Source organism: Streptomyces soli (assembly GCF_003999195.1).
In the GTDB taxonomy this organism is placed as follows: domain Bacteria; phylum Actinomycetota; class Actinomycetes; order Streptomycetales; family Streptomycetaceae; genus Actinacidiphila; species Actinacidiphila soli.
Window position 1 is genome coordinate 1 of record NZ_RJVR01000269.1, and the last position, 25,659, is coordinate 25,659.

Below are 25,659 nucleotides of genomic sequence, written 5' to 3' on the forward strand. Positions count from 1 at the left end.
AGGTCCTTCGCGTCGGCGTCCTCCTCGGTGAGGCGGACGACCAGGTCGTCGAGGTGGGCCAGCAGTTCGTCGGGGGGCAGGTCCATGTCGGCGAGGGTGTGCACGGCGGTGCGGAGCCGGCCCATGGTCGCCGCGGCGTTGATGCCGTGCCCGACCACGTCGCCGACGACCAGGGCCACCCGGGCACCGGACAGCGGGAACACGTCGAACCAGTCACCGCCGGCGCCGTGGTGGATGTCGGCCGGCAGGTAGCGCGAGGCCACCTCGACCGCGCACCCGCCCGTCACACGGTGTGGGAGCAGGTTGCGCTGCAGGGCGAGGGCCGCGGTGTGTTCGCGGGTGTACCGGTTGGCGTTGTCCAGAGACAGCGCGGCCCGGGAGACGAGTTCCTCGGCCAGGAGCAGGTCGTCTTCGTCGAAAGGCACCGGGTCCTCGGTGCGGACGAAGACCGCCACGCCCAGCACCGCGCCGCGCGCGTGGATCGGCACGACCATCACAGAGTGCAACCCGTACTCGCGGATCTTCTCCAACCGTGCCGGGTCCCGGTCGAGCCATGTACCGGGGGAGGTGTCCAGGACCGGTTCCAGGTGGGACTTCCCGGTGGACAGGACGCGGATGTAGGGCGAGGCCGGTGGAACGAAGACCGCCTCCCCCCGTGCGCACACGGCATCCGGGGCCCCGGGGCGGATCGATGCCAGGCCCGCGCGGCGGCAGGCGGGGATGCGCTCGCCCATCGGCCCCAGCCGGGCCAGGGGCTCCTCGCCGAGCGGGACCGACTCCGCCAGGTCGACGGCGACGAGGTCGGCGAGGAGGGGCACCGCGAAATCGGCCAGCTCCTGGCCGGTCCGCATAACGTCCAGGGTGCTGCCGATACGTGTGCTGGCCTCGCTGAGGATCGCCAGGCGTTCGCGCGTCCGCTCCCTGTCCGTGACGTCCACCAACATCGCGCACACGCCGAGCGCGCGGCCCTCAGCGTCGTCGAGACGGAAGAAGGAGACCGCGAACGCGTGGTTCCGGCGCGCATTCTCTGGCAGCCATGCCGGGTACTCAACGTCGATCGCCGGGGTACCGCTCTCCAGCACCTGCCGCGTCACCGCCACCATCGCTTCAGCCGCGAGGCCGGGCACCGCCTCCGGCAGCCGCCGCCCCAGCCGCACTTCGGGAGGAATACCGTCCCGCAGCTCTGCGATGTCGTTCACCCAGGTGCAGCGCAGCTCCTGGTCGCGGACGACGATCCCGACGATCGGCGCGCGGGGCAGAAGTGACGATGGCCTCAATCCCTTCACTGCCGACGAGGAGACCGCGGCCATGTCGGTCGCCGAGACGAGCCAGTGGGCGCTGCCGTCCTCCCCGAACAACGGGGAGATCCGCAGGTTCACATCGAGCGTGTGGCCGTCGCGGTGGCGAACCGCCGCAAGGCCGGACCAGCCACCCCGGGCACGGCACCGCTCTGCGAAGGCGGATGCCTTCGTCCAGTCTTCGGCAGACGCCAGCATGACCCCGGCGGGTCGGCTCACTACCTCCGCGGGCGAGTAGCCGGCCAGCCGCTCGGCGGCCTGCGTCCACCCGACCACCGCCCCTTCGGCGTCGAGCAGAGCTATCGCCGCGCCGGCCGTCCCCACCGACCCCTGCACCGTGTCGGGCACCGCGAGCTCAGGGCTGTCCACCGCGGCCATCCCGCTTGCGAGGTGTGTTCCGGACCGCTCGGACGCATCGCTCGCGTCCGCCATGCGGTCAAGCCAATCGGCCGGCAGCGCGCGCTCAGAAAACATCGTTCGAAAATACATCGTTTATGGACATATGCCGTGTGGCGCAGATCACACACCGATCCGGACGATTCGGCCTCCCTCGCTGTCATCGTGAATCTGGGCTCCGGCTATTGGCCCAGCCCGCCCGTGCTGCGGAGCGAGCGTGCTCGAAGAGGGAGGGCCGCGCGGTGGGACCCGCGTCGATCCCGTGAGGGAGCGAGTTGGCCGGTCTGTTCTGGCATGGCCCCGCTGTCGTCGGCGCACTCGCGCTGTTCGTTCCGGACTCGCAGATTCCTTATCAGCGCTCCCGCGACCGTACGTAGTCGGGTTATCCCCCCTGACGATCAAGGGGGCTGCCGGATGGGCCCGGGCGCTCGGGGCCGGAAGGCTGAGACAGGTCGGCAGCGCAATCGGCTGCGCCGCCCATCGAGCCAGGGGGATCCACATGCTCACACGCCGCGCCGCCGTGCAGACCGCCGTCGCCGCGCTCGCCCTGTCCGCCGTGCCCGTGGGCGCGGCGTCGGCCGCCGAACGGCGCCGCGAGAACGGTCCCGTACGGCTGAGGCTGCCCGCGCCGACCGGGCCGTACGCTGTCGGTACGGTGTCGTGGCGGCTGGTCGACGACTCGCGGCCGGACCCGTGGGTCGACACGCAGCCGTACCGCGAGCTGATGGTCAGCGTCCGCTACCCGGCCGCCCGGGACGCCGAGGCTTACCCCAGGGCGCCGCAGATGCTGCCGGGCGAGGCAGCGGGATTCGACGCCCTGAACAACCTCACCGACGTGCCGAGCGGCAAGGTCGACTGGGCGGCCACCCGCACCCACGCCCACGAAGGCGCTCCCGTGGACCGCAGCGGCGGCCCGTGCCCCGTCGTGCTGTATTCGCCCGGCGCGGGCGACCCGCGCTCCCTGGGCAGCACGCTCGCCGACGACCTGGCCTCCCGGGGCTACGTGGTGGTGATGGTCGACCACACCTACGACGCCACGGCAGTTCAGTTCCCCGGCGGCCGGGTGGAAACCACGTGCCTGGTGGAGGAGTTCGGGAAGGCCTACCCGGACGAAGCCAAGATCAGCGCTCTCCTGAAGAAGACGGTCGACGTACGGGTGGCCGACACCCGCTTCGTCCTGGACGAGCTGTCCCGCGAGGCCCTGGCGCCGCACGGCCTGCGCGACGCGATGGACCTCGACCGGATCGGGATGTTCGGGCAGTCGGGCGGCGGCTTCACCGCGTTGCAGGCGATGCACGACGACCCCCGGATCAACGCCGGCGCCGACTTCGACGGCCTGCTCGGATACGTCCAGAACGACTCCGACGCCGCCAACCCCGCCTCCGTCGCGACCGACGGCCTGGACCGGCCCTTCCTGCTCATCGGCAGCGACGGCAACGACCTCTCCACGGTGCCGTCCTGGGCCCTCCTGTCGAGGAACAGCACCGGCTGGCACTGCGGCCTGAGCCTGCGGGGCGCGGCGCACGCGACGTACACCGACGCCGAGGTGATGATCCCCCAGATCGCCCGGCAACTGAGCCTGCCGCGCGAGACCGTCGTCAAGAACATCGGCACCATCACACCCGCCCGCGCGCTGGCCGCCGACCGCGCCTACCTCGCCGCCTTCTTCGACCGCTGGCTGCGTAGCCGCGACGACCACGGCCTGCTCGACGGACCGTCCGCCCGTTACCCCGAGGTGCGTTTCTTCTCGTAATCCCCGATCAGGGCCGGAGCACGACCTTGCCCAGGTTGGCGCGGTAATTCGCACCCCCGACCCAACGACCGCCGTAAGAACGCTCACGGCACCGCTGTCCGCCGCCGAGAGGGCTCAGCTCACCGCTCTGCTCACCCGGATCATCGAAGCGGATGCTTGAGATACGTGGCTGTCTCCTCGAACCCGAGTCGCAGGTAGTAGTCGCGGGCCCGGCGCGTCGGCACGGTGACCTCCACCGCGCCTTTCGCGCGGGCCCGTTCGAGGACGGCCGCCACAAGCCGCTCGCCGATGCCCCGGCCGCGCAGCTCCGGGTCGACCATCAGCTCCTGCAGTTCGCAGACGTAACCGTTCGCGTACAGCACCAGCAGGTCGCAGACCAGCGCATACCCGACCACCCGCCCCTCCGCCGTCTCCGCGACCAGCAGACCGTCCCCGAGCAGCGGGAAGTGCCGGTCGAAGGCCTCCCGGTCGGGCCGATAGCTTGTCACGAAGTCGCCGAGCAGCCCGAAGACCGCCTCGGCGTCGCCCTCCTTCGCCGCGCGGACCGTGACGTCGTCACTCACGCCTGGACCTCCTCCGTGGCCTCGACAAGAGCTGGCACCGTCGGCAGCCACGGCCGCGACGCCGGCCCGGTGAGCACCAGCCGCCGGTGGATACGCCGCCGCAGCGGTACGAGAATGAGATCCCCCGACAGCATGGGCCGGGCCAGCCCCGGCACGACGGAGACGCCGATGCCGGCGCGCACCATGCTGATGAGGGTGCCGAGTTCGCGGATGCGGTGCACCGGCGCGAAGCGGGCGCCCGCGCTGCGGAAGATCTCGCGGATCCGGCGCTCGCAGCCGCCCAGGGACAGCAGGAACGGGTCGTCCTCCAGATCGCGTACGTCGACCTCGGCCTCCCCGGCGAGGGGATGGTCCCGGCGCAGGACGGCGTGGAAGGCGTCGTGCGCCAGTAGCCGCGAGCCGGGCAGCGCGGGCTCAGGGTCGACCACGACGGCGGCGTCGGCCGTGCCGGACTCCAGCCAGGCGGCGATCTCGTCGTCCTCGCCCTCGAAGATCCGTACGCGGATTCGGGGATGGGCCGCCGCCCAGCGCGTGAGCAGGTCCGGCAGCAGCCCCTGGCAGACGGTCTGGGGCGCGGCGAGCCGCACCGTCCCGGTGGGGGCGCGGCCCAGCCGGGACGCGATGGCGGTGACGGCCTCGGCGGAGACGACGGCCGCGCGGGCGTGCGGCAGGATCTGGTCGCCCAGCGCGGTGGGGCGGACCGGGGCGTCGCGGTGGACGACCGGCGCGCCCAGCGCGCGCTCCAGGGCGGCGACGGCGTGCGAGACGGCCGACTGGCTGACGGCCAGCTCCTGCGCCGCCGTACTGAAGCCGCCGGTGTCGGCGACGGCGAGCAGGGCGCGCAGCTGGGCGAGGTTGACGGTCATGAGCAAGTCTCATCTCGCGGAGGGCCGGACTTGTTGGACTCATGCCTATCGCTGCCGACACGGTGATGTCCATGGGGACCTTGAAAACCTGGCTGCCGGGCTTCGCCGTGCTCTCCGCGATCTGGGGATCGAGCTTCGCGCTGATCACGGTCGCCGTCGACGCGGGCGTGCCACCGGCCTGGGTCGCCCTGTGGCGCTGCGCGCTCGGCGCGGCGGCCCTGTGGGCGATCCTGGCGGTACGCCGTGAGCGCCTGCCCCGCGACCTGCGGGCCTGGGGCCACGCGGCGGTCGTCGCGGTGCTGCTCAACGCGGCGCCGTTCGTGCTCTTCGCCTTCGGCGAGACGCGGATCAGCTCCGTGCGGGCCGGGGTGTGGAACGCGACGACCCCGCTGTTCACGATGTTGAGCGCCGTCGTCATGCTCCGGGCCGAGCGGCTCGGTCCGCGCCAACTCGGCGGACTGGCACTGGGCTTCGTGGGCGTCCTGGTGGTCCTCGGCGTGTGGCGCGACCCCGGCTCGGCGCAACTCATCGGCAGCCTCGCCTGCCTGGCCGCGGCCCTCTGCTACGGCGTCGGCTTCGCCTACACCCGGCGCCACCTCACCGCGCTGCCGCACTCGGTGACCGCCCTGGCCACCCTCCAGGTCACCTGCGGCACCGTCGAACTCGCCCTCGTCGTCCCGGCGTTGTGCGGTCCGCCCCGCTGGCCGGGCGCGGGCGCGGCTGCCGCGCTGCTTGCCCTCGGGGCGGTGGGCACCGGCGTGGCGTACATCCTCAACCTGCACCTCGTCCGCACCGCCGGCCCGACCGCCGCCTCGACGGTCACCTATGCGATCCCGCTGTGGTCCACCAGCCTGGGCGCTCTGCTGCTCGCGGAGCCGGTCGGCGCGCACACCGTCATCGGCGCTCTGCTGGTCGTCACGGCCGTGGCACTCGTACGCGCGCCAGCTGCCGCGACTGCGCCACCAGCCGGCCCGTCGAGTCCCACACCTCGGCGTCCTCTTCCATGTAGCCGTCGGCGAAGTTCCGGGTCGCGTGGCTGATCCGCAGCCAGCCAGGGGCGGGCTTGGCCCGGACGTGCGCGGTGAGTTCGAGGGTGGGCGCCCAGCCGTTGATGCCGAGGTCGAAGGTGACCGGGGGGAGGGTGTCGACGGCGAGGAGCAGCATCAGGGGGTCGGGTTCGCGGCCGTCGGGGAGGCGTAGCCAGCCCTGGATCCGCCCGCGGCCGGTGGGGGCGCCGACGGCCCAGCCGACGGTGTCGGGATCGAGCCGCAGCTCGATGCTGTCGAGCAGAGGGGCGTCCTTGAGGAATTCCGGCGGGGCCAGTTCCGTGCCCACGCAACTCTCCGGCGGCGGCATGTCCGGGGGAGTGGCCGAGGTGCGGACGTCGCCGTCGGCGTGGCCTTCCAGGTCGCCGTACGTGGCGATGGCCCGCAGCCGCTCCTCGCCGTCCTGTACGACCGACGCCGTGCCGGTGGAGACGGTACGCCCGCGCCGCAGCGTCTCGGTCCGTACGGTGACCGGGCCCGGCCGGGAGGTGGACAGGTAGTAGGCGCTGATCGAGAACGGGTCGCGGTGCCCTCCCCCTGGCTTCGTCGGTGGGGGTGCTCCCCCTGGCTTCGTCGGTGGGGGTGCTCCCCCTGGCTTCGCCGGGGGCACCCCCACCGGCGAAGCCAGGGGGAGGACCCGTCCCCTGACTTCGTCCAGGGGACCCCCAAATCTCGCTTCGCTCGCCCCGCCGCCCAGCTCGGCGGCGAGCGCCCGCCCGGCGAGGGCCAGCAGGAGGCCGCCGTTGATGCCCATGCCGATGCGCCAGCTCTCGTACAGCTCGGCGTCGTGGAAGCCGGGGGCGTCGGGGCGCGGTGTGACGGCGGTGTCGCGGTCGAATCCGTATATCTGGCTCATCGTCAATGTCCTTCTGGAGATACGTCGTTCAGGCCGAAGGCGCACAGCAGTGCCTCCAGCGCGTGGTCCACGTCCGCTGCCCCCGTTGCCAGCGGCAGGGAGCCCCACATCCACAGCTGCGCCAGCCCGTGCAGTCCCGACCACAGGGCGCCGGTCAGCAGTCGTGCGTCGTCGGCCGGGCGCCAGCCCGCCTTCTGGGCGGCGTCCACCAGCGTGATCAGGTCCTCGAAGCACGTCAGGCTGACCTTGCTCAGCTCCCGGTCATGGGGGTCGAGCAGGTCGTGCCGGAACATCAGCGTGAACATCGCCGGGTGCGCGAGTGCGTAGGAGACGTATCCCCGCGCCCTGGTGCGCAGCCGCTCGACCGCCCCGACCCCGCCCGGACACCCGGCCACGGCGTCGTCCGCGCGGCGCCGCATCTCCCGGAAGCCGATCGTCGCCACGGCGGACAGCAGTGCCGCCCGGTGCGGGAAGTGCTTCAGGGGTGCGCCGTGCGACACGTCCGCGCGGCGCGCGATAGCCCGCAGGGTCAAGCCCTCGACGCCTTCCTCGGCGAGCACGGCGAGTGCGGCGTCGAGGAGGCGACTGCGTGGGTCGGTGGTCATGGTAGACAGTGTCTACCGACGAGGTGGACACTGTCTACCCCGTTATCTCCCGACGGTCCGGAAGGACCGGTCGGCGCAGGGGGCGCTACCCCGCCGACCGGTCCCCGGCCCGCGCACGCAGGGCGATTCGCTGCTCGCCCGCGTACACGTTCATGGAGGTGCCACGGAGAAAACCGACAAGGGTGAGACCGGCCTCGTCCGCGAGGTCGACGGCCAGCGACGAGGGCGCGGAGACGGCGGCCAGGACCGGGATGCCCGCCATGACGGCCTTCTGGGCGAGCTCGAAGGAGGCGCGGCCGGAGACCATGAGGATCTTCCCGGCCAGCGGCAGCAGACCCTGCTGGAGGGCCCGCCCGACAAGCTTGTCGACGGCGTTGTGGCGGCCGACGTCCTCCCGTACGTCCAGCAGCTCGCCCTCGGCCGTGAAGAGCGCTGCGGCGTGCAGGCCCCCTGTCCGTTCGAAGACCTGCTGGTGTGCCCGGAGCCGGTCGGGGAGGGCGGACAGCAGCTCAGGTTCGAGGCGGACCGGGGGAGAATCGCTGATCGGCCAGCGGGCCTGCGTACGGACCGCGTCAAGGCTCGCCTTGCCGCACAGCCCGCACGAGGAGGTCGTGTAGACGTTCCGCTCGAGGGTGATGTCGGGGACCGCGACGCCGGGCGCGAGCCGCACGTCCACGATGTTGTACGTGTTCGAGCCGTCCACCGTCGCGCCCGCGCAGTAGACGATGTTCGCCAGCTCCTCCGCGCTGCCGAGCACGCCCTCGCTGACGAGAAAGCCCGCCGCCAGCGCGAAGTCGTCGCCCGGCGTGCGCATCGTGATGGCCAGCGGCTTGCCGTTCAGCCGGATCTCGAGCGGCTCCTCTGCGACCAGAGTGTCCGCGCGGTGGCTCTCGGCGCCGTCCCTGATACGCAGTACGCGGCGCCGCTCGGTGACCCGTCCCATAGTGATCAGTCCCGGTTCTGTACGTGCTGGAAGCCGAATCGGCCCTTGATACAGAGGTTGCCATGGGTGACCGGGTTGTCGTGCGGCGAGGTCACCTTGACGATCTCGTTGTCCTGGACGTGCAGCGTGAGATTGCAGCCCACACCGCAGTATGCGCAGATCGTCGTCGCCTCCGTCTGCGCGTCCTCGTCCCAGGTACCCGCTTCCCGCATGTCGAATTCCGTCTTGAAGGACAGTGCCCCGGTCGGGCAGACCTCGATGCAGTTGCCGCAGTATACGCAGGCCGAATCGGTCAGCGGTGCGTCGTGCTCGACGGAGATCGTGTTGTCGAAGCCGCGGCCGGCGACGGCGATGGCGAAGGTGTTCTGCCACTGGTCGCCACAGGCGTCGACGCACTTGTAGCACATGATGCACTTGCCGTAGTCGCGCACGTACAGGTCGTTGTCGACCTTCGGCGCCCGGTCGGCGACCGTCGCCGCGTCCGGGCCGAAGCGGTCCGGCTCGGCCCCGTACTCCCGGATCCAGCCCGCCACGTGCGGGGTCGTGGACAGGTCCACGGACGAGGCGAGCAGCTCCAGCACGATCTTGCGGCTGTGCCGGGCCCGCTCGGTGTCCGTACGGACCGTCATGCCCGGCTCCGCCTTGCGCGAGCAGGCCGGAGCGAGCGTGCGGGCGCCCTCGACCTCCACGACGCAGACGCGGCAGGCGTTCTTGGGGGTGAGAGTGTCCCCGTAGCAGAGCGTCGGGATGTCCTTGCCGACCGCCTCGCACGCATCGAGGATCGTCGACCCCTCCGGGACCCTGACCGGCTCGTCGTCGAGGGCGAATTCCACCAGCCGGCGCGGCAGGCCGAGCTGCACAGGCACAGGCACGGGCTTGGGCACGGTTGTCATTCGTACGCTCCCAGACGGTCGATCGCGGACTCCACGGCATTCCAAGCGGTCTGGCCGAGCCCGCAGATCGACGCATCCCGCATCGCCTGCCCGACCTCCCGCAGGAGCGCGATATCGGTGGCCGCCGCCGCCCCCGTACGGTCCGCGATCCGGTGCAGCGCCTCCTCCTGCCGTACGGTCCCCACCCGGCAGGGCACGCACTGACCGCAGGACTCGTCCCGGAAGAACTCGGCTATGCGAAGCAGGATGCGCGGCAACTCGACGCTGTCGTCCAGCGCGAGGACCACCCCCGAGCCCAGCGTCGTACCGGCGGCCCGCGTGCCCTCGAAGGTGAGCGGGATGTCCAGTTCGTCGGGGCGTACGAAACCGCCTGCCGCGCCGCCGAGCAGTACCGCGCGCAGCGACTCCGGCGGGCCGGCCAGGTCCATCAGCTCGCGCAGGGTCGCCCCGAACGGCAGCTCGTAGATGCCTGGGCGGCTCACCGTCCCCGAGACGCAGAACAGCTTGGTCCCGGTGGATCCCTCGGTGCCGGTCGCGGCGTAGGCGGCGGCGCCGCGCTCGAGGATCGGCAGCACATTGACGAGCGTCTCGACATTGTTGACCGCCGTCGGCTTGCCGAACAGGCCCTTCTCGACCGGGAACGGCGGCTTGCTGCGCGGCTCGCCGCGCTGGCCCTCGATCGAGTTGAAGATCGCGGTCTCCTCGCCGCAGATGTACGCCCCCGCCCCGCGCCGGATCTCGATGTCGAAGGCGTACCCCTGGCCCAGCACGTTCTCGCCCAGCAGCCCCCGGGCACGGGTCTGATTGATCGCGTGGTTCAGGCGGTGCAGGGCCCGCGGGTACTCGCCCCGGAGGTAGATGAAGCCCCTGTGCGCGCCGACCGCATACCCCGCGATCGTCATCGCCTCCACCAGCGCGTACGGGTCCCCCTCCATGAGCACGCGGTCCTTGAAGGTGCCGGGCTCGCTCTCGTCCGCATTGCAGACCAGATAGTGCGTACGCTCCGGCTGCCGCGCCGTCGCCTCCCACTTCCGGCCTGTCGGGAAGGCCGCCCCACCGCGTCCGACCAGCCCGGCGTCCAGCACCTCGCGGATCACCCCGGACGGGCCCAGGGCGAAGGCGTGGCGCAGCGCGGTGTAACCCCCGTTGGCCCGGTAGTCGTCGAGGTCGGCGGGGTCGACGATGCCGATCCGGCGGAGCAGGACCAGGCCCGGGTCTCCTGCCTGGGGCACCGCTTCGGCTGCCTGCGGCTCGGCCGGAGCGGCCTGCGGGGCGTGGGCTGCCGCGACGACGCCCTCGGCGGTGGCCGGGGCGACGACGGCGGTGGCGTATTCAGCCTGTCCGGCGTCCGAGGGCCCGGAGCCCGGAGCGGTACCCGCCTGGATGACCAGCGCGGCCGGTGCGCGCTCGCACAGGCCGAGGCAGGGGCTGGGCTGCCAGACCGCGCCGTCGCGGGCCGCGCCCGCGGGGCCGAGGCGGTCCTCGAGCGCAGCGACAAGCGCCCTGGAGCCACGGGCCGCGCACGCGAGGTCCGTGCAGACGTGGACGACCCGCGCCGGACGCGGATTCACCGAGAACATGGCGTAGAAGGTGGCGACGCCGTACCCCTCCGCCGGAGGGATGGTGAGCCGGCGGCAGACGTAGTCCAGCGCGCCCTCGCTGATCCAGCCGATGCGGTCGTTGACCGCGTGGAGCGCGGGAAGGAGCAGGTCCCGGCGGTCGCGGGCGGCATGGCCGCCGCGCGCCCAGCGCAGGTCCGCCTCGGTCCGCTCACCGCCCTCCCAACCGGACTCGGGAGGGCCGAGGTATCCGTCGACGGCGTCCCGCTCCTCGTCCGTCGGCTTGGCGTCAGCGAAATGCAGGTCCAAGGTGGTTCACCTCGCCATCTCGTGCCGGGACAGCACCTCGGCCTGGGCTTTTGGCGGAGGTACGGGGAGTCGCTCCCCGGGAGGATGCAGCATCAGACACTCACCGCCGGCTTGTCGATTCGTACCGCCGTCGCCTTGTACTCGGCCGTGCCCGCGATGGGGCACGTCGCCTCGATGGTCAGCTGGTTCGTGTCGACCTCGTCCGGGAAGTGCATGGTCATGAAGGCCAGCCCGGGCCGCAGCCCCGGGTCGATCCACACCGGCGCGGTGACGTCGCCCCGGCGGGAGGAGATGCGGACCTCCTCGCCGGCCTCGACGCCGTACGTCGCGGCGTCCTCGGGCGAGAGCTCGATGTACTCGCCGCGCCGCATCGGGGAGGCGAAGCCGCTGCTCTGCACGCCGGTGTTGTACGAGTCGAGTCGCCGTCCCGTGGTCATCCGGATCGGGAAGCGCTCGTCGAGCAGATCGACCGGCGGCGAGTGCTTGACCGGCCCGAAGGGCGCCGGCATGCCGCGCCGGGCGGGGTCCTTCTCCCACAACCGGCCGTGCAGATAGGTGGGTTCGATCCGGTCCTCGCTCGGGCAGGGCCACTGGATGCCCTGGTGTTCCTCAAGGCGGGCGTAGGTCATGCCGTAGTGATCAGGGGAGACGGCCCGCAGTTCGTTCCAGACCTCCTCCGAGTCCGCGTACTTCCAGTCGTCGTGGCCGAGCCGGGCGGCGAGGTCGCAGAGGATGGCGATGTCGTCGCGCGCCTCGCCGGGCGGGGAGATCGCCTTGCGGACCCGCTGCACGCGCCGTTCGCTGTTGGTGGCCGTGCCCTCCGTCTCGCACCAGGAGGCCGAGGCGGGCAGCACGACATCCGCGAGCTCGGCGGTCTTCGTCAGGAAGATGTCCTGGACGACGAGGTGGTCGAGCATCTCCAGGCGCTTGATGGTGTGCTCGCAGTCCGCCTCCGACTGCGCGGGGTTCTCGCCGATGCAGTAGACGGACCGCAGGACACCCCGCTCGATACCGTCGAGCATCTCGGTGAGGTTCATCCCGTACCGGGGCTGGATCACGGTGTTCCAGGCGGCCTCGAACTTCGTCCGGATCTCCGGCTCCAGGATGTCCTGGAAGCCGGGGAGCCGGTTGGGGATAGCGCCCATGTCGCCGCCGCCCTGGACGTTGTTCTGGCCGCGCAGCGGCTGCAGCCCGGAGCCGTACCGCCCGACGTGTCCGGTGAGCAGCGACAGATTGATCAGGGCGCGCACATTGTCCGTCGCGTTGTGGTGCTCGGTGATGCCCAGCGTCCAGCACATCTGCGCGCGCTCGGCGGTGGCGTACGCGTGCGCCAACTCCCGTATCGCGTCGGCCGGTACGCCCGTCACCTGCTCGGCGACCGAGAGGGTCCACGGCTCGACCTCGGCCGCGTACTCCTCGTAACCACTCGTCGCGCGCTCGATGAAGGCGGTGTTGGCGAGCCCGGCGTGGATGATCTCGCGGCCGACGGCGTGGGCGAGCGGGATGTCGGTTCCGACGTTCAGCCCGAGCCATCGGTCGGCCCATTCGGCGGTGCTGGTGCGGCGGGGGTCGACCGCGTACATCCGGGCACCGTTGTGGATGCCCTTCAGGACGTGCTGGAAGAAGATGGGGTGGGCGAAGCGGGCGTTGGAGCCCCACATGATGATGAGGTCGGTCTCCTCCACCTCCTGGTACGAGGAGGTGCCGCCGCCGGAGCCGAAGGCCGCGGACAGGCCGGCGACGCTGGGGGCGTGACAGGTGCGGTTGCAGGAGTCGACGTTGTTGGTCCCCATGACGACGCGCGTGAACTTCTGGGCGACGTAGTTCATCTCGTTGGTCGACCGGGCGCAGGAGAACATGCCGAAGGCGTCGGCGCCGTACTCCTGCGTCGTACGGGCGAAGCCGGCGGCGGCGCGGTCCAGGGCCTCCTCCCAGGTGGCGCGGCGCAGCTCGCCGTTGTCGCGCACCATGGGGTGGGTCAGCCGGGGGTACTGCTTGGGTTTGCGGTCGTTGCGCTTGCGGTCCCTCACGCGATGCTCCTGGTGGAGGAGGTCCGGTTGAGAAGATCGGCGACGGCGTTGATGGCACGCAGCGTCGGGACGGGCGTGCCGGTCAGCTCGGCGAGCTCGACCACCGCTGTCAGGAGGACGTCCAGCTCCATCGGCTTGCCGCGCTCCAGGTCCTGGAGGGTGGAGGTCTTGTGTTCGCCGACTTTTTCGGCGCCGGCGAGACGGCGCTCGATGGAGATCTTGGGATGGCTGCCGAGCCGGGCCGCGACCTCCAGGGTCTCACGCATCATCTCGGTGACCAGCTCGCGAGCTTCGGGGTGGCGGCAGATCTGGACCATGGTGGCGCGGGCGAGGGCGCTGATCGGGTTGAAGGAGATGTTGCCGAGCAGCTTGATCCAGATGTCGTTGCGCAGATCCGGCTCGACCGGGCACTTCAGCCCGCCGGCCTGCATGGCCTCGCTGAAGTCCAGACAGCGCCGGGACACGGTCATGTCGGGCTCGCCGATGGAGAACCGGGTGCCCTCCAGGTGGCGGATGACGCCCGGCGCCTCGATCTCGGTGGCGGCGTAGACCACGCAGCCGATCGCCCGCTCGGGCGCCAGCGTCGCGGAGACGGCGCCGCCCGGGTCGACGCTTTCCAGGCGGTGTCCGGTGTGTTGTCCGGGCAGCCCGTGGAAGTACCACCAAGGGATGCCGTTCTGGGCCGCGATGATCGCGGTGCGGTCGTGCAGCAGCGGATGGACCAGGGGCCCGCTGGCGGCATACGAGTTCGCCTTGAGACCCAGAAAGACATAGTCGGCCGGGCCGACTTCCGACGGGTCGTCGGTGGCGTTGGGATACGCGGTGAAGTCTCCGCGTGGGCTCAGGACCTGTACGCCGTCGCGGCGTAGCGCGTCCAAGTGGGCGCCCCGGGCGATGAGATGGACCTCGGCACCGGCGCGGTGAAGGGCGGCTCCTACGAAGGCGCCGATTGCCCCGGCGCCGACAACTGCGACTTTCACTGGACGGGCTCCCGTCTCGTAGTGTCGACAGAATATTGTCTACAGTATGCCTTTCGAAGTGGTCAAGAGTCCTGCACGCGTGCAACAGCACCGCAAAGAGGTTTGACGGCCGGCGCCGCCGGTCGGTACAACCGTGCGAATCTTCCGCGTTGTACAGGCATCTCCCGGAGCGCTGACCCACCCGTGACCACCACCGATGCCGACCAGGGCACCCAGCCCCCGGCCACCGTCTGCTACCGACACCCCAAGCGTGAGTCGTACGTCCGATGCACGCGCTGCGACCGCTACATATGTCCTGATTGCATGCGCGAGGCGGCGGTCGGCCACCACTGCGTGGAGTGCGTACGGGAAGGCAGTAAGAGCATCCGCCAGGCCCGTACGGTCTTCGGCGGACGGGCCACCGGCGCGGCCGTCCCCGTGGTGACGTACGTGCTCATCGCGCTCAACGGTCTGATGTATCTGGCCGAGCTGGTCCGCCCGGAGATCGTCGACCGGCTGTCGGCCCTGGGCCAGGGGCTGGTGGGTCCGGACGGCCAGTCGTATGTCTTCGACGGCCACACCTATCCGGGCGTCGAGACGGTGGGCATCGCCTACGGCGAGTGGTACCGCCTCATTACGTCGGCGTTTCTGCATGTGCTGCCGACGCAGGGCTTGTTCGGGATCACGCACATCCTGTTCAACATGTACTCGCTGCTGTTCCTCGGGCGCGTGATCGAGGGGCAGCTGGGCCGCGTTCGCTACCTCGCCCTCTACCTGATCTCCGCCCTCGGCGGCGGCGTCGCTGAGTACCTGATCGCGCCGACCGACAGTGCGGTCGGCGCCTCGGGCGCGATCTTCGGGCTGGCGGCGGCCTATTACGTCTTCAGCCGCCGCCTGCGGTACGACCCGCTGGGCGGCAGCCGGCTGATCGTCGGCTTCCTGCTGTGGATGGCAATCTCCGCCGGCATCACATCCTGGGAGGGCCACCTCGGCGGCCTGCTCACCGGCGGCGCCGTCGGCCTGGCCTTCGCGTACGCGCCGAGGAACCGGCAGGCGCTCGTCCAGGCGGCGGGGGCGGCCGTCATGGTGCTGGTGCTGGTGGCGCTCGTCGTACTGAAGACCCAGGAGCTGACCGGCTCCGCCTGAGCCTGCGCGAGCCCGGGCGGCCGCTGTCAGTGGGTGGGTCTACCGTGCGTGGAGACAGGAGTTCAGCGTGAATAAGGGGAGACCATGACCACCCTCGAGAACCGGCCGAACACCGCACTCCTTGTGGTCGACGTGCAGAACGGCGTCGTCGAGGGGGCTCACGAGCGCGACGCGGTCGTCGCGAAAATCGGCAGCCTTGTCGAGAAGGCGCGGCGGGAAGGGGCCCCCGTTGTCTGGGTCCAGCACTCCGACGAGGGCCTTGCGAGGGGAAGTGACGACTGGCGGATCGTCCCCGAGCTGATTCCTGTCGACGGGGAGCCGCTCATCGAGAAGAACTACGGCGACTCCTTCGAGGACACCACCCTGGAGACCGTGCTGTCGGGCCTCGGCGTCGGGCGACTCGTCGTCGTCGGCGCACAGACCGATGCGTGCATCCGCTCGACGCTCCACGGCGCGCTCGTCAGGGGATACGACGCGACCCTGGTCAGCGACGCCCACACGACGGAGGACCAGACGGCATGGGGGGCGCCGCGGCCGGACCAGGTCATCGCGCACACGAACCTGTACTGGACCTACCAGACGGCGCCCGGGCGGACGGCCGGGACGGTCGAGACCAAGGCCGTCGACTTCGGCTAGGAGGCCGCGCGAATAGGTGGGGTGGGTGAAGGAGCGTGTCGAGGGCCGAGTCTGGCAAGGCGGTGGAGGCACTCTCCCCCGGACTCCGTCCGGGGGGAGGACCACCAGCCTTCGGCCGGTGGGGGTCCCCCCGGCGAAGCCAGGGGGAGGACCACCTCCACCCAGTCGCCAGGCTGGGGGACGTCGTCGACCGACGACAACGCCGCCAGGCGCCGCCCATCGGCACGCGACACCGCCCCACCTATACATCGCTGTAGCCACGGGCCAGGACCACCTGCCCCTCCCCGAATCGCTCGCCGTACATCTCACGGCGGTCGCCGACCGGATCGCGGACCCAGGCGTGCAGGCCCGCGTCGAGGGCGGCCGCGCCCGCGCCCAGCCAGTGCGGCAGCGGGCCCAGCAGCGGATCCAGCGGGGTCGACACCTTCTCCGCGTCGGCCGGGACGCTGGCCCAGGCCGCGGCCACCGAGGCCAGGACGGCGTCGAGTTCGGCGAAGGACCCCGAGCCGAGGGCGTCCTCGGGCTGGAAGGGGTTCGACGTCGGCATTCCCTCGCCGGTGATGGCGGCGCCGTAGGCCTGCTGGTCGAGCCGCGCGTGGTTGAGGACCTGGCGGGCGGTCCACTCGCTGCACGGGCTGGGTTCGCCCCACCGTTCCTCGGGTACACCGAGAACCACGGTGCGCAGGTAACCGTGCGAGTCCGTCAGTAACTTGAGTCCGTCGAGTGAGGTCGCCCGAGCAGCATAGGCGGACACGCACTGTGCGTGGACCGTGACCTTCCGCCTATCGCCTATTGGGGTGGTGTGAAACGGGTCACCACGAGTCACTACATCTGGTCCCCATGCACTCAGTAGACTGTAGACGAAAGCCAATTGCTTTTCCCGTCGTCGAGCTGGGGGACACCGATGCTGTCCACAGGACTGCCGCAGGGTTCCGTGCCCAAGCTGGAGCGCCCCGGGCCGCTCCGGGAGCGGGTGTACGAAGCTCTGCTCGAACTGATCATCACCCGGTCCCTGCGCCCCGGCCAGCACCTGGTCGAGACCGAGCTGGCCGGTCACCTGGGCGTCTCACGGCAACCCGTGCGCGAAGCCCTCCAACGGCTCAGCACCGAGGGCTGGATCGACCTCCGCCCCGCCCAGGGCGCCTTCGTCCACGAGCCCACCGAGGAAGAGGCCGACCAACTCCTCGTCGTTCGTGCCCTCCTCGAGGCCGAGGCCGCCCGCCTCGCCGCCGCCAACGCCTCCGGCAAGGGCCTGAGCCGGCTCGACGCGCTGTGTACCACCGGCGAGCGCGCGGTCAAGGCCGACGACATCGACGCCGTGGTCGCCGCCAACGCCGCCTTGCACGCCTACGTCATGGAGCTGGCCGGCAACTCCGTACTCTCCGAACTGGCCGGACAGGTCGAGCGACGCGTCCGCTGGTACTACACCCCCATCGCCCGCCAGCGCGGCATGCAGTCCTGGAAAGAGCACCGCGAACTGATCAGCGCCATCGCCGACCGCGACGAGGCCCGCGCCCAGCGGGTCATGCGCATCCACACCGAGCACACCCGCACCTCGTACCACCAGCGCGAGAAGACCGCCGACTGACGCCCGCAGTGGCTCGTCGCGCAACCTCGACCGGCTCGCGGCGCGCCCCCAGCCTTCGGCCGGGTGGGGTCCTCCCCCAGCCTGGCGGCTGGGAGGTGCCCCCACCGGCCGAAGGCCGGGGGGAGTGCCCCACCGCTTGCAATCGCAGGCACCAACCCCTCCTTTCTCCACGGAGATCCGCCGGACAGGCCCTAGCCCTTCGGGTCGGCCAGCAGCGGGATGCCCTCGAACTGGCCGAGGTTCTCGCGGTAGAGCTCCAGGTTGAGGCCGTTCGGGTCGCGGACGTAGAGGCTGTTGTCGACGCCGCGGTCGGGGCCGAGGTAGTCGAAGCCGGCCGCGTCGAAGCGCTCCTTGGCGCGCGCGAACTGCTCGGCCGTCACCGAGAGCGCCATGTGCTGGAGGCCGCCGATGGTCTCGTGCTGCTCGGGGTGGTCATGCCCGGGGAAGTCGAAGAAGCCCAGCAGATTGTTGTTGCCGATGTCGAAGAAGAAGTGGCTGGAGCCGGCGTAGTCGCGGTTCTCGACCAGCTCGACCAGCGGGAAGCCCAGGAAGTCCTGGTAGAAGGCGATCGTCTCCTCGACGTCCTTGCAGATGAAGGCCGCGTGGTGGATGCCCGACGCGGTCGTCACCGGCCGCTCCTCGGGGGGCCGCAGATACTTCGTACGCAGTGCCTCCCGGCGCTCGCGCACCGCTTCCAGCTCTTTGCCCTGGGGCTCGGTCATGGTCGCCTCCTGAGATATCGCGATGCCGGTCGACACCTACCCGCTATATCTTCCCGGAATGGTGTCACTCGACCGACTCGCCGCGTTCGCCGCGATGTCGCTGCTCATCTGCGTGATTCCCGGGCCCAGCGTCCTCTTCGTGATCGGCCGGGCGCTGGCGCACGGGCGCAGGGTCGCCCTCACCTCCGTGGCCGGCAACACTCTTGGATCGTACGTCCTGGTGACGGCCGTCGCCCTGGGCGTCGGGCCGGTGGTGGGGCGCTCCGCGCTGCTGTTCGCCGCCCTGAAGCTGGCGGGCGCCGCGTACCTGGTCCACCTCGGGGTGAAGGCGCTGCGACAGCGCAAGGCCCTGCTCCTGACGGCAGGGGAGCTGCCGGCACCCCGGCGCGGTCCGCTGCGCACGCTGGGGGAGGGGTTCGTGGTCGGGGTCTCGAACCCGAAGACCATGGTGTTCTACGCGGCCGTGCTGCCGCAGTTCGTCGACCGTGCCGCCGGTCAGGTCACCGGGCAGATGCTGCTGCTCGGCCTGATCTTCAACGGCATCGCGCTGGTCTCCGACTCGGCGATGGGCCTGGCGGCGTCCGCGGCCCGCTCCTGGTTTGCACGCTCGCCGAAGCGGCTGTCCATGGTCGGCGGGGCGGGCGGGCTCGCGATGATCGGGCTGGGCGTCACGGTCGCGGCAACCGGTCGCGGCGACTGACCACGGTCGCGGCAACCGGTCGCGGCGACTGATCACAGCCACGTTAATGTGGCCGGATGAGTGACGAGCACGAGGTGCTGGAGCGCCTGCGGTATCTGCGTGGAAGTATCGACAACCTGGACGCGGCGCTCGTTCATCTGCTCGCCGAGCGGTTCAAGGCCACGCAGCAGGTGGGCGAGCTGAAGGCCGCGTACGATCTGCCGGCGGCCGACCCGACCCGGGAGGCCCAGCAGATCGAGCGGCTGCGGGCGATGGCCGAGGACGCGCATCTGGATCCGGCGTTCGCGGAGAAATTTCTCGCCTTCATTATCGAAGAGGTCATTCGCCACCACAAGGCGATCGCTGACCGGACAGGGTAACCGTGAGCCTCAGCCGCGAGGGATCGCGGCTGAGGCATCCCGTCACACCGTCACGCCGCCAGGGCGGCGCAGGAACAGGGACATCCCGGCGGCCAGCAGGCCCACGCAGCCGGCGGTCACGTACGCACCGTTGTAGCCCCATGCGGCGACCACAGTGGCGCCAAGGCCGCCGCCGATGATGCCGGAGACGAACTTGGAACTGTAGACCAGCCCATAGTTCGAGGCGTTGTTGTTCTCCCCGAAGTAGTCCGGTACGAGGGCGGCGAAAAGGGGGTAGAAGGCGCCGCCGCCGAAGCCGGAAAGGAAGGCGAAGAACAGGAAGAACGGCTCATTGCCTGAGTCGCCCGCCCACAGGATCCCGAACTGAGCGATGCCGAGCACCACGCACACATACGTGAGGGTGGGGCGTCGGCCCAGCGTGTCCGACAGCCAGCCGACCACGCCTCGCCCGGTGCCGTTCACCACCGCCATCACGCCCATGGAGGAGGCGGCGACCAGCGGCCCGAAGCCCATCTCCTTGGCGAAGCTCACCTGGAAGGAGATGCCGAAGATCGACACTCCAGCTGTGCACAGCAGGCAGGCCCACATCAGCGGGATCAAGCCGGTCCTGATGGCTTCGCCAGTGGTGAACTGCTTCGCGGAGGGCGGGTTCTTGGCCAGGGACTTGGCCGACTTGGGGTTGGACTGCCGGTCGAGCGGGTCGACGTCCGCGGGCCACCAGTTCTTCGGCGGGTCCTTGAAGAACATTCCGGCGATTGCCGTCAGCAGCAGCACGTAGAAGCCGACGAGGTCGAGCATCAGCTTGTAGTTGCTGGTGTTGAGGCCGTAGTTGAAGATGAAGATGAACGGCACTGATCCGTAGGCGAAGGCTCCGTTGACGAAGCCGGTCTTGCCGCCGCGCCGTTCGGGATACCACTTGCCGACCATGTTGATGCACGTCGCGTAGACCAGCCCGGAGCCGACGCCGCCCACCAAGCCGAAGCCCACGAGCGCCCAGAAGAGGTTCGGCGCGTGCGAGAGGCTGAGGAATCCCAGCAGCGCGCACCCCGATCCGGTCAGCATCGCGGCCCGGCTGGTCAGGATGCCCTTCTCGCGCAGCTTTCCGGCCGGGAAGGCGACCGCGGCCTGGAAGAACACCCAGATGCTGAGTACCCAGAAGGTGTTGGTGGAGGTCCAGTGATGGGCCTTGGAGAGCGTCTCCTCGGCCGATCCGAAGGCGTACTCGAAGATGCTGATGCCGAGCATCGCCAGCCAGGGCAGCCAGACCATCGTCGAGCGGGGGTAGCCCAGGATGTCACGGTCGGTCTCGCCGACCCGGTACACGCGGCCACGCTCGTCGGTTATGTTGCGGTAGTCGGTGATCTTGGTGGTTGCGGGTGCGGGCGGGTTTTCGGTGGTCACTTCACACCATCTCCCTACTGGTGGGCAGCGGGTTGGGCTTGATGTTCTTCAGTCGGGGCCTGCCGGGCTGGTGCAGCAGCAGCGACAGAGCGCCGGCGAACAGGCCGATCGAGCCGGCCAGCGCGAAAGCGCCGCCGTAGTCCCAGGCGTCGACGACCAATTTGCCGAGGCCTGCGCCGACCAGGCCGGAGACCAGCTTGGAGCTGTAGACCAGGCCGTAGTTGGAGGCGTTGTTGTTCTCGCCGAAGTAGTCCGCGGTCATCGCGGCGAACAGCGGGAAGATCGCACCGCCGCCGAAGCCCGAGACCATGGAGGCCAGCAGGAAGAGCGGCAGGCTGCCGATCGAACCGGAGAAGTACACCGCGAACTGCGCGAGCCCGAGGACCACGCAGACGAACGTCAGCGTCTGCCGCCGCCCGTAACGGTCCGATATCCAGCCGATCACGCCACGACCGGTGCCGTTGACGATCGCCTTCAGGCTCATGGCGAGGGCTACGATGCCGCCCGCGAAGCCCATCTCGTCGCCGAAGTCCACCTGCATGGCGATACCGAAGATGTTCACGCCCGCCGTGCACAGCAGACAGAACCACATCAGCGGCAGGATGCCGGTCTTGATGGCCTCCATCGGGGTGTACTGCTTGACCGCCGGCGGGTTCTTCGCCAGCGCCCGGCGTACCCGAGGGTCGTCGGACACCGCAAGCGGGTCGATGTGCGAGGGCCACCAGTTCTTCGGTGGGTCCTTGAAGAAGAAGCCGCTGACGCCGACAGCGGCCGCCAGGCCGATTCCCACCACGATCAGCAGGTTCTGATAGTTGCCGAGGTCCATGTAGGACTTGAACAGGAAGATGAAGGGCACCGACCCGTAGGCGAAACCGCCGTTGACGAAGCCGGTCTTGCCGCCCTTACGTTCCGGGTACCACTTGCCGACCATGTTCACGCAGGTCGCGTAAACGAGACCGGCCCCGGAGCCTCCGAAGAAGCCGAAGCCCAGGTACGCCCAGAAGACGGTGGGCGCGTGAGCCAGTGAGAGATAGCCCATGAAGGTGCCGGCCGCGCCGATCAGCATCGCCGCCCGGGCGGACAGGGTGCCGTTCTCGCGCATCTTGCCCGCGGGGAAGGCGACGGCGGCCTGGAAGAGGATCCAGACGCCGAGCAGCCAGAAGATGTGCGCGCCGTGCCAGTTGTGTGCCTCGGAGAGGGTGTCGTCGGCGGATGTGAACGCGTACTCCGAGGAGCTGATGCCCATCATGGCGACCCAGGGAAGGATCACCATCGTCCATCGTGGTCGTCCCATGATGTTCCGGTCGGTTTCGCCGACCCGGTACACCCGGCCGTTCCTGTCAGTGACCTCCTCGTACGCCGCTGGTGGCTGATCTGATGTCGATGACGCCATTGTCATTCCCCTTGCTTTCGACAGAGCCTGGCCAGCGCCCCCTGGCGATCTCCATTCGTGTTCTTGGGGCGGGTTAGGCCGCCCGCTCTCGCGGAGGCCGGACCCGTCACGCGCGTGCGTCAGGCGCTACGCGCTGTGCGGTGGCCGGTCCGGGGCTGTGCCCGGGTCGGTCGACCGCTTCGTTTGCGGGCCACGCTGGCCCGCCAGTGGTGGTGGTCGCGGCGGCGGCCGCGGATATCCCGGAACCTCACGGTCGGTGCTCATCGTGGAAGAAGCCCTGCGGCCCGTGCCCAGCGGTACTTCGCGCCGAGCGCCGCCACCGGCTGTTCTGTCGTGTACGGATACGCGACGACGCCGCGTCGGAAGAGATACGCGCTCGCTTGCTCCACCTCCGTGTCGCCTGCCAGTGAGGCCACCACCGGCTTGTTGATGCCCTTGGCCCGCGCCTCGGCGACCACGCGCGCGGTCAGCTCGGCGAAGACCATCGGCGGGGTGACGATCGTGTGCCAGTAGCCCAGGATCAGCGCGTGGACCCGGGGGTCCTCCATGCCGAGCCGGATCGTGGCCTCGTACGTGGACGGCGGCTCGCCGCCGGTGATGTCGATCGGGTTGCCGGCCGCGCCGAACGGCGGGATGTAGCGCATGAACGCCGCGTCCAGGTCGGGTGGGATCTCCATCAGCTTCAGGCCGTTGTCCACGCAGGCGTCGGACAGCAGCACGCCCGAGCCGCCCGCGCCGGTGATGATCACGACGTTGTCGCCCTGCGGGGTGGGGAGTACGGGCAGCGCCCGCGCGTACTCCAGCATGTCCTTCAGCCCCGGCGCCCGGATGACGCCGGCCTGCCGCAGGATGTCGTCGTACACCTTGTCGTCACCGGCCAGCGCGCCGGTGTGGGAGCCCGCGGCCTTGGCCCCGGCCGACGTACGGCCGGCCTTGAGGACGATGATCGGCTTCTTCTTGACGACCTCGCGGGCCGCCTCGACGAAGGCGCGGCCGTCCTTGAGGTCTTCCAGGTGCATGGCGATGCACTGGGTGTTGCGGTCCTCACCGAAGTACGTCAGCAGGTCGTCCTCGTCGACGTCCGACTTGTTGCCGAGTCCGACGATCGCTGAGACGCCGGTCTTGGTGGTTCGCGCGAATCCGAGGATCGCCATGCCGATGCCGCCGGACTGCGAGGTCAGCGCCACCGGGCCCTTGACGTCGTACGGGGTGCAGAAGGTGGCGCAGAGGTCCTGCCAGGTGGAGTAGTAGCCGTAGATGTTCGGGCCGAGGACGCGGACCTGGTACTCGGCTGCGATGGCCACGACCTTGTCCTGCAGGGCCTGGTCGCCGGTCTCGGCGAAGCCGGACGGGATCAGGACGGCTGCCGGGATCTGCTTGCGGCCGACTTCCTCCAGTGCGGCGGGCACGGCCTTCGCGGGGATCGCGAAGACCGCGACGTCGATCTCGCCGGGCACGTCCAGGACGGTGGCGTACGCCTTGAGCCCGAGGATGTCGTGCGCCCTGGGGTTGACGGGGTAGATGTCCCCGGCGAAGCCTCCGTCGACGAGGTTCCGCATGACGGAGTGGCCGATCTTCCCCTCCTCGTTGGACGCCCCGATGACCGCCACGGCACGCGGCTTCATCAGGCGGTTCATCGAAAAAAGGATCTCCTCGCGGGAGAACCGCGGGCGCTCCACCGGCGCGCCTTCGGAGAGGATTACACGGATATCCGCCGCGAGCGCCCCCTCGGACGTGGCGATTACCGGATTGAGGTCGACCTCGGCGATCTCCGGGAAGTCGGTCACGAGCTGGGACACCCGGCGGATCTGCTCGGCCACAGCCCAGCGGTCCACGGCCGCCTGACCTCGTACGCCGCGCAGGATCTCGGCGGCCTTGATGGAGTCCAGCATGGAGGCGGCCTCGTCGCCGGTGACGGGGGCGAGGCGGAAGGTGATGTCCTTGAGCACCTCGACCAGGACCCCGCCGAGGCCGAAGGCGACGACCTTGCCGAAGGTCGGGTCGGTGACGGCGCCGACGATGACCTCCTGACCCGGCGGCAGCATCTGCTGCACCTGGACGCCCTCGATGCGGGCGTCGGGCACGAAGGCCCTGGCGTTGGCGACGATTCTGTGGAACGCACTCCGCACCTCGGATGCGGTGTGCACTCCGACCACCACGCCGCCGGCATCCGTCTTGTGCAGGATGTCGGGGGAGACGATCTTCAACACGACCGGCCCGTCGAAGCGGTGGGCGAACGCCACCGCCTCGTCCACGTCCCTCGCCAGCGCCTCACCGGGGGTGGCGATGCCGTACAGGTCGGCGATGATCTTGCCTTCGGGGGCGGTGAGGGTCGTACGTCCGGAGGCGCGTACGGAATCCAGCAGGGCCCTTACGGCGGCGCGCTCATCCTCGTCGGCCATGGGTCAGATCACCCCGTTCGTCTGCAACTCGACCAGCTCCGCGGGGGAGAGGCCGAGTTCGGTGGCGTAGATGTCGTGGTTGTGCTCGCCGAGGAGCGGCGAGCGCCGGACATCGGCGGGGGAGTCCGACAGCTTCAGTGGATTGCCGACAGTGACGTACGAGCCGCGCTCGGGGTGCTCGACCTCGACGACGATCTCGTTGTCCTTGAGGCTGGCGTCCTCGATGATCTCCTTGGTGGAGAGGATCGGGCCGCAGGGGATGTTGTGGGCGTTGAGGGCTTCCAGCACTTCCCACTTGGCGAGAGTGCTGGTCCACTCCTCGATCAGCTGGAACATCTTGCCGAGCTTGGGCAGCCGGGCCTCCGGGGTCGCCCACTCCGGGTCCTCGGCCAGTTCGGGGCGGCCGATGAGTTCGGTGAGCGGCTGCCAGCCGACGGGCTGCACGATGACGTACACGTAGTCGTTGGGGCCGCCGGGCGCACACCTGACCGCCCAACCGGGCTGGCCGCCGCCGGAGGCGTTGCCGGAACGCGGCACCTCGTCGCCGAAGTTCTCGTTCGGGTACTCGGCGAGCCGGCCGTGCGTCAGGCGCTGCTGGTCGCGGAGCTTGACGCGGCAGAGGTTGAGCACCGCGTGCTGCATCGCGACCTGGACGCGCTGCCCGCGCCCGGTGTGGGTGCGCTGGAACAGCGCGGCGAGGATGCCGGCCACCGCGTGCATGCCGGTGCCGGAGTCGCCTATCTGGGCGCCGGTGGCGAGCGGTGGGCCCTCCTCGAAGCCGGTGGTCGCCATCGAGCCGCCCATGGCCTGGGCCACGACCTCGTACGCCTTGAAGTTGGTGTACGGGCCGTCGCCGAAGCCCTTGATGGAGGCGTAGATGATCCGGGGGTTGATCTCCTGGATCCGCTCCCAGGTGAAGCCCATGCGGTCGATCGCGCCGGGGCCGAAGTTCTCGACCATGATGTCGGAGCGGGCGATCAGCTCGGTGAGGATCTCCTTGCCGCGTGGAGTCTTGGTGTTGAGGGTGATGCTGCGCTTGTTGCCGTTGAGCATCGTGAAGTAGAGGCTGTCGACGTTCGGGAGGTCGCGCAGTTGCTTGCGGGTGATGTCGCCGGTCGGGGCTTCGAGCTTGACCACGTCCGCCCCGAGCCAGGCGAGTATCTGGGTCGCGGAGGGCCCGGACTGGACATGCGTCATGTCCAGGACGCGGATGCCTTCGAGTGCTTTGGCCACGGT

Annotated in this window: 22 protein-coding genes and 1 pseudogene; 7 read left to right on the plus strand and 16 right to left on the minus strand. The window is 70.0% G+C overall.

Translation table 11 applies throughout. The features are described 5' to 3' along the window. The coding region (locus EFK10_RS28810; RefSeq protein ID WP_127358619.1) for a SpoIIE family protein phosphatase at positions 1 to 1,676 on the minus strand (1,676 nt) is incomplete at its 3' end. 517 nt (positions 1,677 to 2,193) lie between these two features. On the opposite strand from EFK10_RS28810, the gene EFK10_RS28815 reads away from it, so the two are divergent. Next, positions 2,194 to 3,447 carry an alpha/beta hydrolase family protein gene (locus tag EFK10_RS28815; RefSeq protein ID WP_127358586.1) on the plus strand — a complete coding sequence of 418 codons (1,254 nt, stop codon included), beginning with the start codon at positions 2,194 to 2,196 and terminating at the stop codon, positions 3,445 to 3,447. A gap of 140 nt (positions 3,448 to 3,587) precedes the next feature. Here EFK10_RS28815 and EFK10_RS28820 read toward each other — a convergent pair whose 3' ends face one another. Beyond that, positions 3,588 to 4,010, minus strand: a complete 423-nt coding sequence (locus EFK10_RS28820) for a GNAT family N-acetyltransferase (protein ID WP_164836182.1) — start codon at positions 4,008 to 4,010, stop codon at positions 3,588 to 3,590. Beyond that, a complete protein-coding gene (locus EFK10_RS28825; protein WP_127358588.1) occupies positions 4,007 to 4,876 on the minus strand; it encodes a LysR family transcriptional regulator in 870 nt (289 codons plus the stop codon). The genes EFK10_RS28820 and EFK10_RS28825 overlap by 4 nt, the downstream gene beginning before the upstream one ends. A gap of 71 nt (positions 4,877 to 4,947) precedes the next feature. Between EFK10_RS28825 and EFK10_RS28830 the strand changes: the two are divergent. Continuing rightward, positions 4,948 to 5,751: pseudogene (locus EFK10_RS28830) on the plus strand (DMT family transporter); the annotation flags it as partial. Between the two features lie 40 nt (positions 5,752 to 5,791). Here the strand turns inward: EFK10_RS28830 and EFK10_RS51020 are convergent. The 7 genes from EFK10_RS51020 to EFK10_RS28865 form a co-directional block, all read right to left on the minus strand. Continuing rightward, positions 5,792 to 6,778, minus strand: a complete 987-nt coding sequence (locus EFK10_RS51020; protein WP_127358589.1) for a thioesterase family protein — start codon at positions 6,776 to 6,778, stop codon at positions 5,792 to 5,794. A gap of 2 nt (positions 6,779 to 6,780) precedes the next feature. Beyond that, positions 6,781 to 7,383: a TetR/AcrR family transcriptional regulator gene (locus EFK10_RS28840; RefSeq protein WP_127358590.1), complete on the minus strand. Its 603-nt coding sequence runs from the start codon at positions 7,381 to 7,383 to the stop codon at positions 6,781 to 6,783. An 85-nt stretch (positions 7,384 to 7,468) separates the two neighbouring features. After that, positions 7,469 to 8,326, minus strand: a complete 858-nt coding sequence (gene fdhD, locus EFK10_RS28845; protein WP_127358591.1) for a formate dehydrogenase accessory sulfurtransferase FdhD — start codon at positions 8,324 to 8,326, stop codon at positions 7,469 to 7,471. A gap of 5 nt (positions 8,327 to 8,331) precedes the next feature. Further along, positions 8,332 to 9,219, minus strand: coding sequence for a 2Fe-2S iron-sulfur cluster-binding protein (locus EFK10_RS28850; protein ID WP_127358592.1), 888 nt, complete (start codon positions 9,217 to 9,219; stop codon positions 8,332 to 8,334). Then, a complete protein-coding gene (locus EFK10_RS28855; protein ID WP_127358593.1) occupies positions 9,216 to 11,087 on the minus strand; it encodes an NAD(P)H-dependent oxidoreductase subunit E in 1,872 nt (623 codons plus the stop codon). The genes EFK10_RS28850 and EFK10_RS28855 overlap by 4 nt, the downstream gene beginning before the upstream one ends. A gap of 92 nt (positions 11,088 to 11,179) precedes the next feature. Continuing rightward, positions 11,180 to 13,117, minus strand: coding sequence for a molybdopterin oxidoreductase family protein (locus EFK10_RS28860; protein WP_265737569.1), 1,938 nt, complete (start codon positions 13,115 to 13,117; stop codon positions 11,180 to 11,182). Then, on the minus strand, positions 13,114 to 14,097 hold the full coding sequence (locus EFK10_RS28865) for a 2-dehydropantoate 2-reductase (protein WP_127358594.1): 984 nt from the start codon (positions 14,095 to 14,097) through the stop codon (positions 13,114 to 13,116). Before EFK10_RS28865 ends, EFK10_RS28860 begins: the two co-directional genes overlap by 4 nt. A 183-nt stretch (positions 14,098 to 14,280) precedes the next feature. Between EFK10_RS28865 and EFK10_RS28870 the strand changes: the two genes are divergently transcribed. Together EFK10_RS28870 and EFK10_RS28875 are read left to right on the plus strand one after the other, a co-directional pair. Next, positions 14,281 to 15,222 carry a rhomboid family intramembrane serine protease gene (locus tag EFK10_RS28870; protein ID WP_240677532.1) on the plus strand — a complete coding sequence of 314 codons (942 nt, stop codon included), beginning with the start codon at positions 14,281 to 14,283 and terminating at the stop codon, positions 15,220 to 15,222. An 84-nt stretch (positions 15,223 to 15,306) separates the two neighbouring features. Beyond that, a complete protein-coding gene (locus EFK10_RS28875) occupies positions 15,307 to 15,858 on the plus strand; it encodes a cysteine hydrolase family protein (protein ID WP_127358596.1) in 552 nt (183 codons plus the stop codon). A 241-nt stretch (positions 15,859 to 16,099) separates the two neighbouring features. Here the strand turns inward: EFK10_RS28875 and EFK10_RS28880 are convergent, their stop codons facing one another. Beyond that, positions 16,100 to 16,612, minus strand: coding sequence for a maleylpyruvate isomerase N-terminal domain-containing protein (locus tag EFK10_RS28880; protein ID WP_164836183.1), 513 nt, complete (start codon positions 16,610 to 16,612; stop codon positions 16,100 to 16,102). A gap of 150 nt (positions 16,613 to 16,762) precedes the next feature. Between EFK10_RS28880 and EFK10_RS28885 the strand changes: the two genes are divergently transcribed. After that, positions 16,763 to 17,446, plus strand: a complete 684-nt coding sequence (locus tag EFK10_RS28885; protein ID WP_127358598.1) for a GntR family transcriptional regulator — start codon at positions 16,763 to 16,765, stop codon at positions 17,444 to 17,446. A 191-nt stretch (positions 17,447 to 17,637) separates the two neighbouring features. Here the strand turns inward: EFK10_RS28885 and EFK10_RS28890 are convergent, their stop codons facing one another. After that, positions 17,638 to 18,168, minus strand: coding sequence for a VOC family protein (locus EFK10_RS28890; protein WP_127358599.1), 531 nt, complete (start codon positions 18,166 to 18,168; stop codon positions 17,638 to 17,640). 58 nt (positions 18,169 to 18,226) lie between these two features. Between EFK10_RS28890 and EFK10_RS28895 the strand changes: the two genes are divergently transcribed. Beyond that, positions 18,227 to 18,868, plus strand: coding sequence for a LysE family translocator (locus tag EFK10_RS28895; RefSeq protein ID WP_127358600.1), 642 nt, complete (start codon positions 18,227 to 18,229; stop codon positions 18,866 to 18,868). A gap of 56 nt (positions 18,869 to 18,924) precedes the next feature. Continuing rightward, positions 18,925 to 19,227: a chorismate mutase gene (locus EFK10_RS28900; RefSeq protein ID WP_127358601.1), complete on the plus strand. Its 303-nt coding sequence runs from the start codon at positions 18,925 to 18,927 to the stop codon at positions 19,225 to 19,227. Positions 19,228 to 19,269: 42 nt separating this feature from the next. On the opposite strand, the gene EFK10_RS28905 is transcribed toward EFK10_RS28900, so the two are convergent. From EFK10_RS28905 to frc, 4 genes are all read right to left on the minus strand, one after another. Further along, on the minus strand, positions 19,270 to 20,628 hold the full coding sequence (locus EFK10_RS28905) for an OFA family MFS transporter (RefSeq protein WP_240677533.1): 1,359 nt from the start codon (positions 20,626 to 20,628) through the stop codon (positions 19,270 to 19,272). Between the two features lies 1 nt (position 20,629). Then, positions 20,630 to 22,021 carry an OFA family MFS transporter gene (locus tag EFK10_RS28910; RefSeq protein ID WP_127358602.1) on the minus strand — a complete coding sequence of 464 codons (1,392 nt, stop codon included), beginning with the start codon at positions 22,019 to 22,021 and terminating at the stop codon, positions 20,630 to 20,632. A gap of 260 nt (positions 22,022 to 22,281) precedes the next feature. Next, the gene (locus EFK10_RS28915; RefSeq protein WP_127358603.1) at positions 22,282 to 24,423 is read right to left on the minus strand and encodes an acetate--CoA ligase family protein; all 2,142 of its coding nucleotides are present in this window, start codon (positions 24,421 to 24,423) and stop codon (positions 22,282 to 22,284) included. Positions 24,424 to 24,426: 3 nt separating this feature from the next. Then, a complete protein-coding gene (gene frc / locus EFK10_RS28920; protein ID WP_127358604.1) occupies positions 24,427 to 25,656 on the minus strand; it encodes a formyl-CoA transferase in 1,230 nt (409 codons plus the stop codon). Positions 25,657 to 25,659: the final 3 nt, after the last annotated feature.

What these genes read in the sequence shown, in the direction of transcription:
- EFK10_RS28815 (WP_127358586.1), top strand. Translation starts at nt 2,194, where the DNA reads ATGCTCACACGCCGCGCCGCCGTGCAGACCGCCGTCGCCGCGCTCGCC.
- EFK10_RS28825 (WP_127358588.1), bottom strand. Translation starts at nt 4,876, where the DNA reads ATGACCGTCAACCTCGCCCAGCTGCGCGCCCTGCTCGCCGTCGCCGAC.
- EFK10_RS51020 (WP_127358589.1), bottom strand. Translation starts at nt 6,778, where the DNA reads ATGAGCCAGATATACGGATTCGACCGCGACACCGCCGTCACACCGCGC.
- EFK10_RS28840 (WP_127358590.1), bottom strand. Translation starts at nt 7,383, where the DNA reads ATGACCACCGACCCACGCAGTCGCCTCCTCGACGCCGCACTCGCCGTG.
- fdhD (WP_127358591.1), bottom strand. Translation starts at nt 8,326, where the DNA reads ATGGGACGGGTCACCGAGCGGCGCCGCGTACTGCGTATCAGGGACGGC.
- EFK10_RS28850 (WP_127358592.1), bottom strand. Translation starts at nt 9,219, where the DNA reads ATGACAACCGTGCCCAAGCCCGTGCCTGTGCCTGTGCAGCTCGGCCTG.
- EFK10_RS28875 (WP_127358596.1), top strand. Translation starts at nt 15,307, where the DNA reads ATGACCACCCTCGAGAACCGGCCGAACACCGCACTCCTTGTGGTCGAC.
- EFK10_RS28885 (WP_127358598.1), top strand. Translation starts at nt 16,763, where the DNA reads ATGCTGTCCACAGGACTGCCGCAGGGTTCCGTGCCCAAGCTGGAGCGC.
- EFK10_RS28890 (WP_127358599.1), bottom strand. Translation starts at nt 18,168, where the DNA reads ATGACCGAGCCCCAGGGCAAAGAGCTGGAAGCGGTGCGCGAGCGCCGG.
- EFK10_RS28895 (WP_127358600.1), top strand. Translation starts at nt 18,227, where the DNA reads ATGGTGTCACTCGACCGACTCGCCGCGTTCGCCGCGATGTCGCTGCTC.
- EFK10_RS28900 (WP_127358601.1), top strand. Translation starts at nt 18,925, where the DNA reads ATGAGTGACGAGCACGAGGTGCTGGAGCGCCTGCGGTATCTGCGTGGA.
- EFK10_RS28910 (WP_127358602.1), bottom strand. Translation starts at nt 22,021, where the DNA reads ATGGCGTCATCGACATCAGATCAGCCACCAGCGGCGTACGAGGAGGTC.
- EFK10_RS28915 (WP_127358603.1), bottom strand. Translation starts at nt 24,423, where the DNA reads ATGGCCGACGAGGATGAGCGCGCCGCCGTAAGGGCCCTGCTGGATTCC.